Annotated in this window: 16 protein-coding genes and 1 pseudogene; 7 read left to right on the top strand and 10 right to left on the bottom strand. The window is 54.8% G+C overall.

Annotated elements, in window-relative coordinates:
• Positions 1-12: 12 nt before the first annotated feature.
• Positions 13-921, bottom strand: coding sequence for a LysR family transcriptional regulator (locus tag HDF15_RS15910; protein WP_184257258.1), 909 nt, complete (start codon positions 919-921; stop codon positions 13-15).
• Positions 922-1,083: 162 nt separating this feature from the next.
• Between HDF15_RS15910 and HDF15_RS25550 the strand changes: the two genes are divergently transcribed.
• Together HDF15_RS25550 and HDF15_RS15920 are read left to right on the top strand one after the other, a co-directional pair.
• Positions 1,084-2,673 carry an MBL fold metallo-hydrolase gene (locus tag HDF15_RS25550; RefSeq protein WP_221314455.1) on the top strand — a complete coding sequence of 530 codons (1,590 nt, stop codon included), beginning with the start codon at positions 1,084-1,086 and terminating at the stop codon, positions 2,671-2,673.
• 26 nt (positions 2,674-2,699) lie between these two features.
• Complete coding sequence (locus tag HDF15_RS15920) at positions 2,700-3,443, top strand: DUF2490 domain-containing protein (RefSeq protein ID WP_184257260.1); 744 nt, start codon at positions 2,700-2,702, stop codon at positions 3,441-3,443.
• 309 nt (positions 3,444-3,752) lie between these two features.
• Here the strand turns inward: HDF15_RS15920 and HDF15_RS15925 are convergent, their stop codons facing one another.
• The 6 genes from HDF15_RS15925 to HDF15_RS15950 form a co-directional block, all read right to left on the bottom strand.
• Positions 3,753-4,214, bottom strand: coding sequence for a RidA family protein (locus HDF15_RS15925; protein WP_184257262.1), 462 nt, complete (start codon positions 4,212-4,214; stop codon positions 3,753-3,755).
• Positions 4,201-5,454 carry a hypothetical protein gene (locus HDF15_RS15930; RefSeq protein WP_184257264.1) on the bottom strand — a complete coding sequence of 418 codons (1,254 nt, stop codon included), beginning with the start codon at positions 5,452-5,454 and terminating at the stop codon, positions 4,201-4,203. The genes HDF15_RS15925 and HDF15_RS15930 overlap by 14 nt, the downstream gene beginning before the upstream one ends.
• A 331-nt stretch (positions 5,455-5,785) precedes the next feature.
• Positions 5,786-6,760 (bottom strand): MBL fold metallo-hydrolase, encoded by a 975-nt coding sequence (locus HDF15_RS15935; protein ID WP_184257266.1) that lies wholly within the window; start codon positions 6,758-6,760, stop codon positions 5,786-5,788.
• A gap of 68 nt (positions 6,761-6,828) precedes the next feature.
• Positions 6,829-7,968 carry a TDT family transporter gene (locus HDF15_RS15940; RefSeq protein ID WP_184257268.1) on the bottom strand — a complete coding sequence of 380 codons (1,140 nt, stop codon included), beginning with the start codon at positions 7,966-7,968 and terminating at the stop codon, positions 6,829-6,831.
• Positions 7,969-8,102: 134 nt separating this feature from the next.
• On the bottom strand, positions 8,103-8,612 hold the full coding sequence (locus HDF15_RS15945; protein ID WP_184257270.1) for a hypothetical protein: 510 nt from the start codon (positions 8,610-8,612) through the stop codon (positions 8,103-8,105).
• 328 nt (positions 8,613-8,940) lie between these two features.
• Positions 8,941-9,552, bottom strand: a complete 612-nt coding sequence (locus tag HDF15_RS15950; protein WP_184257272.1) for an HAD family phosphatase — start codon at positions 9,550-9,552, stop codon at positions 8,941-8,943.
• A gap of 185 nt (positions 9,553-9,737) precedes the next feature.
• Between HDF15_RS15950 and HDF15_RS25555 the strand changes: the two are divergent.
• A pseudogene (locus tag HDF15_RS25555) lies at positions 9,738-9,875 on the top strand (SDR family oxidoreductase); the annotation flags it as partial.
• Between the two features lie 217 nt (positions 9,876-10,092).
• Here the strand turns inward: HDF15_RS25555 and HDF15_RS15960 are convergent.
• Complete coding sequence (locus tag HDF15_RS15960; protein ID WP_184257276.1) at positions 10,093-10,863, bottom strand: SDR family NAD(P)-dependent oxidoreductase; 771 nt, start codon at positions 10,861-10,863, stop codon at positions 10,093-10,095.
• A gap of 102 nt (positions 10,864-10,965) precedes the next feature.
• On the opposite strand from HDF15_RS15960, the gene HDF15_RS15965 reads away from it, so the two are divergent.
• Positions 10,966-11,748, top strand: coding sequence for an AraC family transcriptional regulator (locus tag HDF15_RS15965; protein ID WP_221314457.1), 783 nt, complete (start codon positions 10,966-10,968; stop codon positions 11,746-11,748).
• Positions 11,749-12,413: 665 nt separating this feature from the next.
• Positions 12,414-13,847 (top strand): group II intron reverse transcriptase/maturase, encoded by a 1,434-nt coding sequence (gene ltrA / locus HDF15_RS15970; RefSeq protein ID WP_260331119.1) that lies wholly within the window; start codon positions 12,414-12,416, stop codon positions 13,845-13,847.
• A 207-nt stretch (positions 13,848-14,054) separates the two neighbouring features.
• Here ltrA and HDF15_RS15975 read toward each other — a convergent pair whose 3' ends face one another.
• Positions 14,055-14,663: a TetR/AcrR family transcriptional regulator gene (locus HDF15_RS15975; RefSeq protein ID WP_221314458.1), complete on the bottom strand. Its 609-nt coding sequence runs from the start codon at positions 14,661-14,663 to the stop codon at positions 14,055-14,057.
• Between the two features lie 97 nt (positions 14,664-14,760).
• On the opposite strand from HDF15_RS15975, the gene HDF15_RS15980 reads away from it, so the two are divergent.
• Together HDF15_RS15980 and HDF15_RS15985 are read left to right on the top strand one after the other, a co-directional pair.
• Complete coding sequence (locus HDF15_RS15980) at positions 14,761-15,516, top strand: SDR family NAD(P)-dependent oxidoreductase (protein ID WP_184257280.1); 756 nt, start codon at positions 14,761-14,763, stop codon at positions 15,514-15,516.
• 70 nt (positions 15,517-15,586) lie between these two features.
• Positions 15,587-16,612 (top strand): aldo/keto reductase, encoded by a 1,026-nt coding sequence (locus tag HDF15_RS15985; RefSeq protein WP_184257282.1) that lies wholly within the window; start codon positions 15,587-15,589, stop codon positions 16,610-16,612.
• Positions 16,613-16,873: 261 nt separating this feature from the next.
• On the opposite strand, the gene HDF15_RS15990 is transcribed toward HDF15_RS15985, so the two are convergent.
• Positions 16,874-17,575: a hypothetical protein gene (locus tag HDF15_RS15990; protein WP_184257284.1), complete on the bottom strand. Its 702-nt coding sequence runs from the start codon at positions 17,573-17,575 to the stop codon at positions 16,874-16,876.
• Positions 17,576-18,197: the final 622 nt, after the last annotated feature.

Here is an 18,197-nt window from a genome sequence, read left to right on the forward strand (position 1 = left end):
GCGTCATATGAATTAGATTTCGGTAATCGAAGAGCGAGGGCTGGCGACATTTACAGACTGGACGGTCTCAGCAAAGCGATTCACGACAGATCGTCGGTCCTTCCTCCACGCCATGCCGATCCTCCAGGCTGCTGAAGGCATGTTCGTAGGAAAGAATCTGATTCCCGGAACCCTCATCCGACGGAGCGCAGACGGCACCAGGCTGACCCCGAGCCCTGCTCGAACCAGATTTAGTACTGTGAACGGTTCCTGAACCTCCTGAACGACGTTTGGTGCGAACCCTGCGGTTGCACATATGCTTAGCGCGTGCTGATAAAGGGTGCTGAAAGTGGAACGCGCAAGGAGAACAAAAGGCTCATCTCGAAGGCTAAGCAAGGGCACCTCTCTCTCCTTGAATTTCGCAGCCGCGACCACAATCAGTAACTCTTCCTTAAGCAATCGTTTGGTCTCTATCAGCGGGCTGGATACCGGAAGCCTAACGAACCCCAGGTCGATGCTTCCATCCTGAAGGGCCTCGATTTGCTTTCTGGTAGGCATGTCGTACATCTCAAGAAGCACATTCGGGTACGTTTTACGAAATGCAATCACTGCGCGTGGCAAGAGGTCATTAACGGCTGCGATACCGAAGCCGATCCGCAGATTTCCGACCTCGCCTCTCATCGCCTGCCGTCCAAATGACTCCAAAGCTGCCACGTCGCCAATGAGCAAGCGAGCACGTTCCTTCAATGCCTCTCCGGCAGGGGTTAGGGCAACGTGTCCAGTAGTCCGGTCGAAGAGACGCCCTCCAAGTTCCGCCTCAAGACGTTTTATCTGTTTGCTGAGAGCGGGTTGGGAGAGGTGAATCTTCGCCGCCGTGCGTCCGAAGTGTAACTCCACTGAGAGCGCTACAAAACTGCGTAAGGCATCCAGATCAAAACTCATTCCAATAGGTTATCAAGACGCGGTCGACATTTCATCGTCAACTTCACCCAATAGCTACCTCAATGGGTGTATTCCATAGATATGCCCTGGTTGGCAGGGAAACCGCACGGAAACGATGCCGGTGACTCTCACCTTCCGCGACGACTTGATTGCGAGCGAGCATTGATCGATGCGTCCGGTCTCTTCGGATGTTCGTGGCCGCGCAATAACGCAACCACGTCAAAAGAAAGGAAAATCATGTGTTCCACCCATAAACAATTCACAGTGACTCTCGGATGTGCCGTAACTGTACTGACTGCGGGAATGCTGATGGTCACGCCAACCGCTCTGGGACAAATGTCGCAAATCAACAATCCCGATTGGTCCTTACGTTCCCCCGCTATTCATTGGCCCACGGGGCACACACCGGCAGACGCCGATCTTTTCGCGCATAATGAGCTGCTGATCCACTCAGCCTGCTCATCCGTCTGGCCATATCTCGTTGATGCCCAGACCTGGCCCGATTGGTATCCGAACTCACATAACGTCAAACTGTTAAACAGCTCGGACGGTAAGCTTCACCAAGACACGCGCTTCTCCTGGGACACCTTCGGCGTACACATCGAGAGCCGGGTCCATGAGTTCGTCCCATCTAGTCGAATTGGTTGGTTCGGCGATGGAACAGGGATGAGCGCTTACCATACATTCCTCCTGCTCCCGACACCTGAAGGCTGCCGCGTCGTGACAGAAGAGGTCGTAACAGGATCGGGGGCAATAGAGTTTCGCAAGACAGATCCTGGCGCGATGCATAGAGGACATGATCTTTGGCTGTCCTCATTGCAAAAGGCGCTTAGCCGGTCGACGTCGGATGCGACAAAACCCCTAAGCCCGAAATCACAGGCGCCTGGATTTTATCGTGCAATGCTGGGTTCATTCGAGGTCACTGCTCTTTCGGATGGCACTGCACCACGGCACGTCGATAAGATCCTCAGCAAACCTGATATTGCCGTATCAGAGTATGCGGCGGACCATGAAATGGAACCAGTTGACCTTTCCATCAACGCATACCTCATCAACACAGGCGCTCATCTAGTTCTCATCGATACAGGTGCCGGAGAACTGTTCGGAGCCACAAGCGGCCTGCTCGTTACGAATCTAGAAGCTGCCGGATATCGCCCCGAGCAGATCGATACGATACTGCTGACACACATTCACGCAGACCACTCAGGCGGTCTTTCCATTGGGGGACTTCGAGAGTTTCCCAAAGCTACCGTCTATGTCGACGAGCGCGACCTCGAATTCTTTGTGACGAGGAAGGACGATTCTAATGAATCTGAAGCGCGGATCACATCCATCAAGCAATCCAGGGCAACTGTCGGTCCTTACCTGGAAAGTAAACAGATCTCGGCGATCAAACAGAACGGAGAGATTGTTCCCGGTATCACCTCGCGCAGTCAGCCGGGGCACACGCCGGGACACACGGCATTTCTGGTGCAAAGCGAAGGTCATGGGTTACTGGTTTGGGGCGATATCATTCATTCCTCGGAGGTCCAGTTCGAGCATCCCGAGGTCACGGTGCAGTATGACGTCGATGCCGGACAGGCCGCTCAAACGCGATCACAACAGCTGCAATTGGTCTCCGACAAGGGGTTGCTCGTAGGTTCCGAGCACATTTCCTTTCCCGGCCTAGGACACGTTCGTAAGGCCGGTTCCGGATACCAATGGGTGCCGATACCCTACAGCGCGACAGTTACAGAACTCGACCCCAAGTAGGGCAAGTGAAATTCCTCGAGACGAGAATGGCCGATGTCTCGGTTGGCCTGTCCTGCAACCGAGACAGGAGAGAGCCTGCTCAAAAGCACAACGTCGGTAGAGATTGGGTACGCCAGATCATACTTGCGACCTATTATCTTTGCTCTGCTGCTGCGATGGCGCCTGCCCAATCCACTCCCGCTGAACTGCCACATCAGAATAATCAGGTTTGGCCCGAACTCGATATTTACAATAAGGTAGGATCGCACCTTGATTTAACCCTGGTCTCGCAGGGGAGATTCAGCTTCGATCTCCCCAATCCTGAGATTTATGTGTTCGGGATAGACGCGAACATTATGGTGAACAAGTATCTTCTTATAACTCCTTCTTACTACTTTTACCGGTTCGATCAACCGGCAAAGACACTGGGTTATGGTCAAAATCCGGTTTTAGCAGCAACGGTCGATGTGACGAAGCGCGAATTCCGTATTGACGATCGCAATCGTTTTGTAGCCGTCCTCAGTGGTAGCGATAACTTTTGGGTTTACGGAAACCGTTTACGGGTTGAACGACGAGTTGCAGGCAAGCGAGACTTTGTATTCGCCTGGGATGAACTGTTTTATTTTTCCAGCACTGCCGCTTGGCAGCGGAATCGTGTCGCTGTGGGCTTTCACAAATCCTTCAACGAGAGGCTCGCAGTTGAGCCATACTTCCTCCACCAAACCGACGGCCACAGCCGGCCAGGCGATCTCAACACGCTCGGAATAATCCTCAATGTGAGGCTACGATGATTTCAGCCTCTCGATAGCATGTTCCGTCGGCGAACGGGGATTAACGCTCAATTTGTTACAAAACATAAAGACGTGATCGATGCTACGACTGGAGTGGATAGAAAGCGAATAGCTGGAAACACCTCGCCGCGCTCTTCGAGCGCAAGCTGCATCAACGCGGCAGGTTCAGTTGCACGCCGCTATCGTTCGACTTCTGGGAAACTAGAGCGCGTAATGGATACCCAAAGCTGGTTTGCTCAGTAAACTGTGGCGAGTACAACTCTGTATTTCTTATGTGCGCTTAACTGATATTGATACCTCTGCCGTCGATCAGGATGATCGCTTCAGTTCGAAGATGCTGTCAATCTCAACCGGAATACCCATCGGCAACGTGTGTACACCAACCGCGCTGCGAGCCGGAAGAGTATCTTCTCCGAATAATGCGAGCAAGAGATCGCTGGCGCCGTTAGCGACCTGAGGATGTTGAGTGAAGGACTGCTCTGCTCGCACATACACCGTCAATCGAAGGCACCGATCAATATTGTCCAGGCCATGTGTCTGGTGGATACAGGCTAGAATCATCAGCATTGTGAGCTGTGCGGCCCGTTGCGCCCCTTCCAGCGAAACGTCCTTCCCGACGACGCCTACAATCGGCCTGTTGTTTTCAAACGGACCGAGTCCAGAGACGTATAGCTGGTTTCCCGAGACTGCGACTGTTTTATAGGAGCCGAGTGGCGTGATCGGTACGGGCAGTTCCAGCCCTAGTTGTGCCAAATGCTCAGTGACTTTCATGTGTTCCTTCTGCCGCGTGCAAACGTGTAGAAGACTTAGCCGTCAGTATTGGTTGCTGTCGCCACGTAGTACCCAATATGCCGTAAAGCGCGCTGGCGCGAAAAGGCATCTTGATGTCTTTTAGATCCTTCGGCTTCGTAGAGGCAAGCAACCACCAGGTTACGGGCGCCTGTGTGATATCGAAACCCGCATCGTGAAGGAAACCCAGGCTGACTCTTCCACTCTGTGCTTCAGCGTGGCGGTCCATATTGTTCTTCATGGCGTGATTGGCGAAGCCAGTGACGAACCCCAGGCCGGGAACGAAGACTCCGCCCGCTGTTCCTGCGATTTGAAGTGCCTTCATTCTTTCCTTAGCGGGTAATTCTCGGAGGCCTTCCTTTTCTATCGCTGTGGCAATGCCGTCGGCTAGTACGGTGGCGAGTTGTGTATCGTTCTGCAGTCGCAAAACGACTTGATAGGGCACAAGAATGATCCCGCTGGGCAGCGCAATGCCATCGCGTAGTTTTTTCTCATCGACCAATTGAAACCTGAAGTTGAGCTTGCTGGGATCTCCCTCCGACAGCATGCGCTGAAAGGTGGGGATTAGACGGGTACCAATCCCATCGACCCGCTGCTGCATGGCGTCGTCGTGGTAGGCGGGAATTCTGTGTGCATCGAGTCCGTGAATAGACTTGCTGATATGGCGTTGACGATCTTCCTCATCGACTGCCGACGGGTCGAACTCATTCTTGTCGCGTAGCCTCTCTTCCTGCTTTGCGATGTCGTTCTTTGAAAAGGCAGCCTCGTCGGCAAGGATCGTCCCGTCCGCTCGAAGCCGACCGGAGTAACGTATCCATACATTTGTCTGCACCTCTCCAAGACCAACCATTGGAGGATTGAAGGTACTCTTTGTAGCCTTTGCAATGGCAATCCGGTATCCATCGGCTCGTACAATTAGCATTGCCGCGCCGTCAGAAGCACGTTCTTCCGTCAACATCCGGTCGATGACAGCAAAGCCGACGACGCTGCTGCCTACAAAACTTTTCTGTTCGACGCGAGTCGCCGTTAGCGTATTTGTCTTTTTATCAAGTAGACCAAAAACTGTAACGCTCTCCCCGAGAAAGTGCTGAGGACAACTCTTCCCCCCGGTGTTTTCGCTGGTGTCAAAAGTCTTGCCTTCCCCACTGCGGTCTACGCTTCCAGCTGCGTTCACCTTCACATACCCCGTAGTCGATGTGCATATGACGCGAATGCCATTCATTGTGAATGTCTCAGGAGAGCCCGGATCTGTAACGAAGCCACTTAGAGATGGCTGCTGTTGAGCCAGCGCATATAGCGGGACCAGAAGGGCAAACCGACTTAGGAAGGAAACGAATCGAGACATGACGTACAAACTCCGATCAATGAAGTTGGATTAACCACCGCTCTGAACGGTGGCGGAAGGATGAACATAATTGCCACAAAAGAGAGTCCCCGCAGAGGTATGAAGAAGGCGCCGTCCACCTACGTGGGTATTCGCCCTCAATCGGTATTACCTCTCGAAATACGAACGGCTGCTTAGTCATCTGAATAGGTGCGATGAGCAAAGTTAGTCATGGCTCCAACACTCCTTTTCCCTCCACACAATCAGTGAAATCGAGGAACTGCCACCCGAAGTTCTCGCCGGCTCTGGAGATTTTCCCAAATGATGTAAATGGGAAATGACTGCTGAAATAAGTGGCGTCTCTCTCTATGAGATGGCGCGCAAGCCATCGACGAGATCGTCTGGAAGCTTCAGGGAACTCGCAGAAGATAGAAACAAGATCCGGTTCGCACCACTCGAAGGGGTGGTGCACCACATCGCCGCCGAAAATAGCCTCGGCACCCCGAGACGTAATCGATATGGCAGCATGATCAATGCTATGACCTGGAGTCGATAGAAATCGAATTCCTTCGAGTACCTCGTCGCCATCGACGATGATGCCTTGTAGCCGGCTGGCCGCCTCAATCGGGGCCATGCTATCGCTGAAAACACCGGGGAGCGGAATGCGTACCGGCGGTCCAAAGCCGGCTTCCGCTCTGATTGCCGCTATAGCCTTCTCATCGCCCGCGGTCAAAGCTGCTCCATATCGCCACTCGAGATCCGAGCAGATCACTGTGGCGTTGGGAAAGGTTGGGATCCAACGATCACCATCCCACCGCGTGTTCCAACCCACATGATCGGAGTGGATGTGGGTTAGCAAGACATAATCAACATCCCCCGGCTGTATGCCGACGTCCGCCAGCCGCTCAAGGTATGGAGTATGCAGATGATCCATGACCTTCAAGGTTGGACGATTTTTATCGTTGCCAACTCCTGTATCAATCAGGATAACTTTACCTCCAAGCCACACGACCCAGGTGTGAACGCTCATGAAGACGCGGCCGGTCTCAGAGTTATAGGTACTTGTATCGATTCGCTCTGGATGCTTCATTAAGACGCTCGGATCGAGCCCGGGCAGAAGCTGTGTCGCCGCAAAATCGTTCAAGTCGAGTTCGTGAACTTTAACAATCCTCATATCACCTATGCGAAACTCGGGAACGGTCATTGTGTGCCAACTTTCCTATCAAACAGAAGAGAGGGAGAAGTCTCTCTGTCCTTTGGTCCGAGCAGTCCTTATATGGGCTCAATAATGCGATCTTCCGGGATCGAGCCTGGAACCAGACAGGGTGAAATGAAGAGGTGTCCTCGCCACGCCCCGTGCAGCGTTCGGGTTGCGATGGTCAGCCATAGACACGAGAGACCCGCCACAAGGACTCCTCCCACGACGAACAGGAACCCGATATGGGTCTGCTTCGCCAGCGCGAGCGTAGCTATCGCATAAACTCCGATCGGAAACGTGAACCCCCACCATCCGAGATTGAATGGCATTCCATGATGCAGGTAATGTCTGGTCGTGAGAAGTGCGATCAATAACCACCAGAGACCATATCCCCACAACATGGAGCCTCCGATTACGCCCAGGCCAAAGGCTACCTCTCCAATGCCTGGTAGACCGGCCGCAGGAAAAATTTGATTCGCATCGGAGCCGAGAAGGATCAGGCCGAGCGCGCCGGTACCGATAGGACCCATCGCCAACCAGCCCGTTGCTGCCATATCACTCGGGGGTAGCTTGTGCAGCACGAGCCTCATGAGCAGAATGACCAGGACGCTCATCGCCAAGGGCACGGAGAAGGCCCATAGCGCGTAGGAGATTATCACTATTCTCAAAGCAACATGGGGATCTGGCATGTGCAGTACCAGCAACGCGCCGCTCGCAGCTGAGACTTCAGCAGCGACAATCGGCAAGAGCCACAGCGCTGTCATTGTTTCCAGACTGTGCTCCTGGCGTGTAAACATCATGAAAGGAATCAGCACCCCGCAAGCGACGGCCATGACAACATCAGCCCACCAGAGGAAGCGAGCTGCTTGCAAAGCCGAATTGCCCCACAAAGGAATACCAAAGACCACGAATCCGTTAATGATGGTCGCGAGACCCATCGGAATTGCGCCGAAGAACATCGACGCCACAGAATGCCCAAAGATTCTGCGCGCCCCCTCGTAATATGCCACCCACCGGGCGAAGTAGAGGATGCTGAAAAGCAGAAAGAGTGCAATATTTAGGAACCACAGACATTGGGCAACAACATGCAGCCCGATGATGTGTATCGGCAATTGGTTTAGTGCGAGCGCCAGGATGCCTGTGCCCATAGTTGCCGTAAACCAATTGGGCGTGAACTGTCGTACCATCTCGTGTTTACGATTTAGGTCATTCATAGCGCACGCTCCCGTACCAACTGCGATGATGGCGAATCGGAAGTAACAGTGTTTTTTCCGAGCGAAGGATAGTGCGACGCTGAAATCCATCTTGTCTGAGGCAAACTGCGCAGCGGCTGTCGGCCTCGAAGAGGCTACTTCTCAGCGCGTTCTTTCAAGCTTGTAAGCCAGAGTTGGTGCTTGTCGTGCATCTCGCTCGGCTGATTTTTACGGAAATCGATTGCACCTGGACCCTTTACCACTTCTTCAGTGACCACATGACAACCGTGTTCAGTCTTCAGGAGAAGAAACGTGTGGTAGGCGCTCATGCCAGGTCCGTCGCCAAACCATCCCAGACGACTATCCGGAACGAACTCATGAACACGGCTGGAGATGGGGACACCGAACGTCTCCCAGGTAAAGTGCGTGTCTTGGCCAAGCTTGCCATCCGGGCTGTTCAGCAACTTGATGTCCTTCGAGTTCGAATACCACGAAGGCCACTTCTCGGCATCGATAAGGTTAGTAAAGACCGTCTCGCACGTAGCGTGGATTACGATCTCGTTATGCGCGAAGAGTTCGGCCTGTTCCGGATGAAAGCCATGAGGCCAATGAATATCTGGGTTACGTTTTGCGCCATCTGCATTGAAAGTAAGTGCTTCGTTCATTGGTGTCTTCTCCTTGTATTGTGCGTGGGCTGCCGACACTAACGCTGTCGAAAACAAAGCAAGTAAGGCAAGGATTGTCCAGTAGTTTCTTTTTGTCATTTCTTATCTCCTTCTGTACTTTGCGCCTCAACCGGCGAGCGCAAACACGACTTCTAATGTTGTCTCGCTTTCGAGCGAGTCTTTTTCGCCGCCATCGAACTTCGATCCAGCCGTCCCTAAACCCATCGATCATTTGCATGCGCGTTGTTGAGTTCTTCATCCATTGATAGAAAGAGCTCCCCCATCTGCATCCGGAAATTGCCTCATCCGTGATCCGAAGGATCGATGGTCAAGGCAGAGATATCGTTTCCCGAACATCGATACCTCGCATGCCCGCTCTCCGAGCCGCTTCCAAGCCTTCCTCCGTGTTTTCGAAGACGACGCATTTCATCGGCAGAACATTCATCCGTTTTGCCGCAAACAAAAATAGGTCTGGGGCAGGTTTCCCGTGCTCTACTTCATCAGCGGTTATCACGTAGTCGAAAAGATCCCATAGTCCGGCGCTCTTCAAAGTCGCACGAACATTTCGTCGGCTGCCACCAGACGCTACGCTAAGAGGAACTCTTCCTTTCCATGTCTTTGCGATGGAGGCTACCCAAGGAACTGGGTGAATCAGTGACACATTTTGCACATAAATGCGATCATGATCTGCGATCACCCCAAGTTTATCGATTGGAACTTTAGCTACTTCGGACTCGTACGCCTCAAGCAAGGCCGTTGCTGAGATGCCAACTCGATCTAGGTACCACGTCTTTTCTATAACCAGGTTCCGCTGTGCGAATGCCTCGTGAAAGGCCATTAGATGAATCGCTTCAGTATCAACCAACGTCCCATCGCAATCAAAAATCATGGCAGAGAAGCTGAGGCTCGCCAGCATGGTCAGTACGCTGTCTTGCTTCAACCTTTCCATATATATGGAATACACCAGTTGAAGAAAATATTACGCAATGGAAGTTATGAAATATTAAACATGCCTTGATAACGGTTTGGAATGGGCTTGTAGTTTGGATGCCTTGCTCTCGTCTGTGAAAGGTGTGTGGGAATGATCTCGTGCCCGAGGATCTCAAAGCGGGAGTGCACGGCGCTCTAGTGGCCCAAGTCCCTTTGGGTCGTCTCGCCCAGCCCGAGGAGATTGCCAAGGCTTTAGCTTTCCTAGCCTCGAAAGATGCAAGCTACATCGCTGGAGCGGGAATATCTGTAGATGGCGGAGCCGCCCAGATCTAATGTGTTGGTGGGTGCGTCGCGGCTTTGGACGCACCCATTCTCTTACCACAGACGTCAGCAATAATGCGCTTATCCGTAGATCGTCGACATCCGTGTGTGCATTGGCCTGCTCTTACCAGTCGAGATCTGGATCTGTAATCCAGGCTGAGTTCCCGTTACCGATCATTTCGATCCGGCCTTCATGAAGGTTCTACCGGACCGTAGCGCTGCGGAGACGCTACATCTTCACGCCACCGTTCACCTCTATGCGCTGCCCATTGACCCAGCCGTTATCGTCAGACAGTAACGCAGCGATTGCTGGTCCAATGTCGTCCGGGCCAGCCACACGACCTAGAGCCGTATGATTGGCGACTAGCTTGTTTACCTCGGGGTTGTCGCGCACGATGCCGCCGCTAAAGTCCGTTGCAACTGCACCGGGTGCGACGACATTGACCGTGATGCGGCGCGGGCCTAGTTCGGTCGCCATGTGTCGCGAAAGAACGTCGATGGCTCCCTTCATCGAGGCGTACGCAGCTCCTCCACGACTCGAAAGGCGAGTGCGGGTGGTCGAAATATTGACAATCCGGCCACCATCTTTCATTAGAGGCAGCAGCGTCTGCGTCAGAAACAACACGCCCTTGAAATGGACGGTGTAGATGCTATCCATCTCTTCTTCGGTGACACTCTCCAAGGGCATGTTGCGATGATTGTTGCCCGCGTTGTTGACCAGGTAGTCGAAGCGCTCCGCCCCTATTTCGGCGAGCACGCCGCGCACGCTTTCAGCGAAAGCCTCGAACTCGCTGACTTTGCTGGTATCGAGATGCAGCGCAAATGCCTGCACGCCAAAAGACTTAGCTGCAGCAATGACCGCATCCGCGTCCTCGCGATGACTGTGATACGTAAAGATCACGTTCACTCCGCCCCGTGCGAGACTTTCCACGGTGCTGCGACCGATGCCTCGGCTTCCTCCAGTGACGATAGCAATCTTTCCTTGTTGATCCAGTGACATGGTTCCTCCTGATCCTCTTCCAAACTAAGCCGCCGAAGAGCGATGCGGAATGGCCTGGTTTCGCAATTTCTTGCCTATTCCTCTCACGTACACTGATCTTCCATGGGTGCCACGAAGAACAGGAGAGCGCAAAGTCTCGACAACCTGGCGCAGGCGCTGGGCCGCTACACGGAATCGTGCGCAACGACGAACCCCTACCCGACCGCCATCGAGGGCTTCGTGGTCCTTCGTTCCGATCAGCCGAAGCTTCCCAGCTACCGGCTCTTCCAGCCTGCTCTTTGCGTCGCGATACAAGGGAGCATGTGGGCCACTTTTGGCGACGTTCGCTATGTGTACAACGCCGGACAGGCAATGGTTGTCACCGTTGAAATGCCGTCACGCGGCGCTGTCTCTCAGGCAAACCCCGGCGACCCCTTTTTAGGTTTCGTCCTTGTTCTCGATCTGGCTGTTTTGCATGAACTTGTAGAGCAGATGTCATCGCAGCCGAAGAGCCAGACACATGCTTCGTCGGCCTCGCCTGCGGGTGTCTGCGTCGTCGATCTCAGCGCAGAGGCGTTGGATTGCCTAAGCAGAGCGATGCGTATGCTTGAGACGCCGACAGCCATCCCGCTGCTCTATCCTAGGCTGTACCGCGAGCCGCTCTATTGGCTGCTAACGGGCTCTGGCGGAGGACAGCTCCTACACACAGTCGTAGCATCCAGCCGCGAGAACAGATTGATCGCCGCGATTCACGAACTGAAGACACGCTTTGCGGAAGCGGTGCGGGTCGATGAACTGGCTTCCATCGCTTGTATCAGTTCTGCAACCTTCCATCGTCACTTCAAAGCGACAACAGGGATGAGTCCTCTGCAATATCAAAAGGAGCTACGCCTGCTGGCGGCTTGACGGCTCATGCTCGAAAACAGTTCAAACGTTGAGACAGTCGCAACAGAAATAGGCTACGAAAGTGCTCCACAGTTCAGCCGCGAGTATGCGCGGATGTATGGCCGCCCGCCACGCCGTGACGTACGTGCGTTGGCTGAATTTGTGAGCGAATCCTTCTAACAGCGAAGGGCAGTTCCCGATGGACGCTGCTCTTGTCATCTGTCTTCGGGTGATGCCAGACCAAACGGCACGTCGACTCGCCTTCTCGACAAACGCCAAATCGACGATGCGGTGCGCCGGGATAAACCGGCATGAAGCAGGGAATGAAAGAGTCCCACGAGAAAGGAGTAGCGAACCGCTCGGCCTCGAGTTTTGCGTTGCACACCGCGAGGTGTGCGGCGAAGCGTAAACAGGGGTACAGGTGGGCTGGGTATTGAGCTCCGAAAAGATGCAATCAGGACGCTGACGCTTTTGCATTGGCGGAAGGCAACACGGGCGGGAGCGATATCGCGAGTTCCTGTCCGGTCCTGCGTAGTCGTAGACCCCAGACACGCCTGGAAGCTTCATGCACGAGAACCGGGAGACCTCGGAGACGCCTGCTGCCAACCAGCAGGACGGCGGGTGAAGGCTTAGGCCGCAATATCCGCATGAACGTCCCCGAGGAGTCGGACAGCGGCATAGTACCTATGAATCATTCGAACAAAATCGAGCAGTCGATGGCGGAGAGTGAGGAGGGAAGGCCGCTGATCAAGGAGAACACCCATCAGTCCAGCACGCGCCCGACACAGAGCGGGGCTTGCGTGTCACAGGGGCTGGCGGGTGTGCGGAAAGCAGCAAGGGAACACAAGAAGAGGAAGTTCACCGCTCTGCTCCACCACGTCACAATCGATCTGCTAAGGAGCAGCTTCGGTTCTCTGAAGCGCAAGGCTGCACCCGGCGTAGATGGAATGACGTGGCAGGAGTATGAAACCGGGCTGGAGGGTCGGCTCGCCGATCTGCACAGCCGGGTGCATCGCGGTGCGTATCGGGCACTTCCATCGAGAAGGGTTTACATCGAGAAAGGCGACGGACGGAAGCGTCCGCTCGGGATCGCCGCACTGGAAGACAAGATCGTCCAGCACGCGATAGTCACCATCCTCAATAACATCTATGAGGAGGACTTCCTTGGCTTCTCGTATGGTTTTCGTCCGGGGCGCAGTCAGCATAAAGCGCTGGATGCGCTGTCTTACGCACTCGTGAAAAGGAAGGTGAACTACGTACTTGATGCCGACATCCAGGGCTTCTTCGATAACCTCGATAAAGCGTGGATGATCAAGTTCGTCGAGCATCGCGTCGCCGACCGACGCCTCCTGCGCCTGATCCAGAAATGGCTCAAGGCCGGGGCGATGGAGGACGGGAAATGGTCGGATACGGAGACAGGTACTCCGCAGGGGTCGGTGATCTCACCACTCCTTGCCAACATCTATCTCCACTATGTGTTCGATCTCTGGGTGGACGTCTGGCGCAAGAAGTGTGCGCGAGGCGAGGTGATCGTTCTCCGCTATGCGGACGACATCGTCCTTGGCTTCCAGTGGGATACGGACGCAGACCGTTTTCGCAAGGACTTGGAAGAACGGCTGGGGAAGTTCAGACTGGAGCTGCATCCGGAAAAGACGCGCCGGATAGAGTTCGGGCGGTATGCCGAACAGAACCGGAAACGAAGAGGAGAAGGCAAGCCGGAGACCTTCGACTTCCTTGGTTTCACGCATATCAGCGGGAAGAACGGGAACGGGTCTTATGCCGTGCGGCGCATGACGATCCGCAAGCGCATGCGAAAGAAGCTGCAGGAGATCAAGCAGCAACTCAGGATGCGCATGCATGATCCCGTGCCTCAGACCGGCGCGTGGCTCAGGTCAGTTGTACAGGGGTACTTCAACTACTACGCTGTGCCCGGAAATCTCGATAGCCTCGGGCTGTTCCGGGAACGCGTGCTCCGCTACTGGGGGCAAGCGCTGAAGCGACGTAGTCAACGACACCGGTACGCCTGGGTCCGTCGCCTCAAGCTGGCCGCACAATGGCTTCCTACACCTCGCGTGATGCATCCTTGGCCCCTTGACCGCTTCGCCGCCAATCCGAGATAGGAGCCGCATGCGCTAATAAGCGCTCGTGCGGATCTGTGCGGGGGGCGATCAGTAATGATCGTCCCTACCGCGACCTTTTCGAGGACAAATACCTCCGGAAAGACGACTCGGCCTGTTCTCTCATTTGAGTGGTTATCGAGCGCGGTACTCCCAACAAGGCGGCAAGTGGTGGAACTAAAACTCTGCCGCCTTGGAAGTGAGCTGTTCCTAGGGATTCGCACCGTAACGCAGTCCGTCGATCAGGACATCGACCATCTTGCCCGCATAAGTGGGTTTTTCTCCATAGGGTCCGCGGCACATCGTAGCCACCGTCCATAAGAGTTCCTCTGCGTCAATATCGCTGCGGACAGCCTTAACGGCGATGGCACCGTCGAGCAACTCACGAAGTGCACCGCCCAGACGTTCCATCACGTACCCAGGCAGGGCTGCGTAGGCGGGATCGCCCGAGTGCAGTGCAGCCGCCAGGCCACGCTTTGCCCCAACAAAATCCATCAAGCGGTGGAGCCAGCGGGCCAGCGCTTCCTCCGGCTCATATTCGCCTGCGAACACCGCGGCTGCGTCCGCGCATGCTTCCACATGCGACTGCATGACCGCCACGATAAGGTCGGAGCGTTGCGGAAAATGGCGATACACGGTTCCTAAACCAACGCCCGCTCGCTCCGCAATCTCGCGCACAGGAGCATCCACGCCGGACGTCGCGAACACCTCGGCTGCAGCACTGAGAAGAGCTGCGAGGTTTTGCTTGGCATGCGCACGCACCGGCGGCAGCTTCGTTGTTGTGCTCTTCTTCGGCGCGCGGGTAGACGCTGTTTTCAAGATGCTTCCCTTGCTTGCGGAACAATGTTCCGGTAATATCGGAACATTGTTCCGTTGCTCTTTAAGGATAACAGGACAGTCCCAAGGAGGATACAAAGTGTCGAATCAACGTATAGCTCTCGTGACTGGGGCCAATCAGGGAGTCGGATTCCAGGTTGCGAAGGAACTCGCCGCCAATGGTGTGATGGTTTATGTCGGGTCGCGCAATCTGGAGCGCGGCGAAGCTGCCGCGAAAGAGATCGGCAACGGTGCGATCGCGCTGCAGATCGATGTCACCGATCAGGCTTCGATCCGTGCTGCGGCCGAGCGTGTCCGCACGGAGTTTGGCCGCCTTGATCTGCTTGTCAACAACGCAGCTATCTCGAACACAAGCAGGGGCGACCGCTCGCTCGAGGAGTTTTCCAAACTCACCCGTGCAAGCAAGATTTCTCTGGACGAGGTCCGCGCCATCTGGGAGACGAACGTCTTCGGTGCGCTTGCCGTGTATCAAGCCATGTTGCCACTCCTGCGGGAATCCGCGCACGCACATATCGTCAATGTCTCCAGCGGCGTAGGTTCACTGACTACGAATGCGAAGTCGGATTTCCAATATCGCAAGATGTACAGCCCGGGCTATGCGGCCTCGAAGACAGCTTTGAACGCCATCACGCTAGCCATAATGATCGAACTGGAAGGCAGCGGGATCAAGGTCAACCTTGTATCCCCAGGCTTCACGAAAACGAATCTCAATGGCTATGCCGGGCTAGAGACACTTGAGGACGGCTCGCGCGAGGTAGTGCGGGTCGCGCTGCTCGGACCGGATGGTCCCACCGGAACCTTCACGCGCTGGGAAGGTGAAACGATCCCCTGGTAAATAGAAATTCCGTCCATGGAACCATCAAAGGCCGCTTCGGCCGCACAGCGAGAGAAGAAAGGAAACTGCCGTGAAATACCGCACGCTAGGCCGAACAGGCATCAAGGTCAGCCCATATTGCTTAGGAGCGATGATGTTCGGCGGCATCGCCAACTCCGATCACGACGACTGCATTCGTATCATCCACAAGGCCTTAGATTTCGGCATTAACTTCGTCGACACCGCCGATCGATACAGCAACGGAGAGTCGGAGGAGATCGTCGGCAAGGCGCTCAAGGGTCGTCGCCAAAATATCGTGCTGGCCACTAAGGTGAACGGCGCAATGGGAGAGGATCCAAATCAGCAGGGCAATTCGCGCCGTTGGATCACACAGGCCGTGGAGGCGTCGTTGCGCCGTCTTCAGACCGACCACATCGATCTTTACCAGATCCACCGGCCCTCTCCCGATACCGACATCGAGGAGACGTTGTCGGTGCTCACGGACCTGATGCGCGCGGGCAAGGTGCTCGCCATCGGGTCATCGACGTTTCCTGCTTCCGAGATCGTGGAGGCGCAATGGGTGGCGGAGCACCGTGGCCTGGCTCGCTTCCGAACCGAGCAGCCACCTTATTCGATCCTCAACCGCAGTATCGAACAGGAGGTTCTGCCCATCTGCGAGAAGTATGGGATGGGCGCGCTGGTCTGGAGCCCGCTGGCGAAGGGTATGCTCACCGGGCGCTACCGCAAGGGGCACTCTCTGCCGGAGAGCCTGCGCGTCAAAGTCTTTCCCAAACAGATGTCCGACGAGCGCAATCTGGAGGCGGTCGAACGCCTCATCCCCATCGCCGAGGGAGCCGGGATTTCGTTGACGCATATGGCGATGGCGTTTGTGATGGCTCACCCCGGTGTAACATCGGCGATTCTCGGTCCACGCACGATGCAACAGCTGGACGATCTGCTCGCCGGTGCCGAAGTTGCGCTTAGCGACGAAATCCTGGATAGGATCGACGAGGTCGTTGCGCCGGGGACCGACGCGGGGCCGATGGGCGCACTCTACACTCCGCCCGCAGTAACTCAGGCGAGTTTACGGCGTCGTCCAGATCGGGTTGCAGTTTGACCCGATTCACGATCGTATGACAACTTTCTTAGAACCTCGCGACTACGAAGAGTATCTCGCACCATCCAAAAGACCACACGTTCACCTCTTGCGCATCATGGCGGCAAACAAGATGAAAGCACGGCTCGTCAATGCCACGCCAATCACTAGCCAGCAAGTAAGGCTCTTCGATAGCCAATGAGCAAGACGGCCGCGAGACTGGAAACGGCCCTTAGCTTGCTTTTATCTTCGCTACACCCGCGACGGATGCTTCCGCCAATTTCATTGCGCGTCGGTAGAATCGTTATCTGGCGGACCGGATTTTTCTTTTACCGATGCCGATGATTGAGTATTGGGTTTTGGAGTTTCAGGAATCGTAAGCACTGGCGGTTTGACCTTGTACCGAATGCGCCAATACCACTGCTTCCAGGGAGCAATCCAATTCTTTCTCCGGACCCTCCACGGAAGTCCCTTGTCCATTCGTAAGGTTTTCCAATGGGTGAAGTTCCGGTACGTCTGGATGGTCTGTTCACTCAGGTCCGCCACCACGACGGTGACATTGGCCACGACTCCCCCTTCCGCATACACACGAAAGCCTTTTGCTTCGTATCGCTCTCGTAAATCGAAACGAAATGCAATCGACTCGTCAGGCGGAAGTATGTGCCTTTCGTACATTAGGAAGTCATCGTCAGTCACTACTGATTCGATATGGCATTCCAACCGTATGTCGAGAATGATGAACGGTTGAGTCCCGACGTTTTTTATCTCAAACCGTCCCGTCGGAAAGAATGAATCAACCGCTATTTCGATAGTCAATATGGGCTGCACAATGGCGCGGGTCTGATTGGCCATCGCCTTTGCCATACGTGCCGTCAGGTATGCGTACCAGGCTGTGATGACGACGAGGCAGAATGTGGCACGGGAAGCCCCGTCTTTGATAAACCACGCGAACAGGCGTATCCAATGGTTGTCCAGAGTGTGCATTAGGAATAGTGAATCATATGCTTTGTCCCGTGAGACTCGCTACTGCATTCCGTATAAGTTTGGTGGACGACTCAGACCTTGGCTGGATGATCCAGTGTGCATCTGAGTATCCGCCGTGCGCGAACAGGTTGCCGCGCTCTCCTATTGGCACTTAGAGACCACTGTGCCAGAACGTAGATTGCCCAGCATGACTACACCGGTAATATAGAGATCCGCCGACTCCAGGGGAGACCGCCGTAGAGTGGCCCCTGCAGTATGGGCGCAAGAGGACAAACCTCTTTGGTTTTTCCCCTTGACCGCTTTTCCCGCTATGTCTTTTCGCTCACGATATCTCTTTGTTCAAAAGCGTCTGTCGCCCACCTCGCCACCTCTACAACCCCGGTGAACTGATGTTGTTCACCCGATGGAGTGGTCAGAGAATACGCATTCGTTTTAACTTCTTCAGATATGTTCGGCCTTGTAGCAAGCCCCACCGCCCAGACACAGAAGCATCGCAAATTGCAGAAGTACATCTCCCCGACCGTATCCTTCAGGACGAAAGAGGGGTCCCCTTCTGCGCGATGTTGGGAGCCCCGGTTAGGTTCTCTGCCTCCTCGGCCCCGAGCCTCCCAGACCATCTTTC

Origin of the sequence: Granulicella mallensis (assembly GCF_014203225.1) — a bacterium.
In the GTDB taxonomy this organism is placed as follows: Bacteria; Acidobacteriota; Terriglobia; order Terriglobales; family Acidobacteriaceae; genus Granulicella; species Granulicella mallensis_A.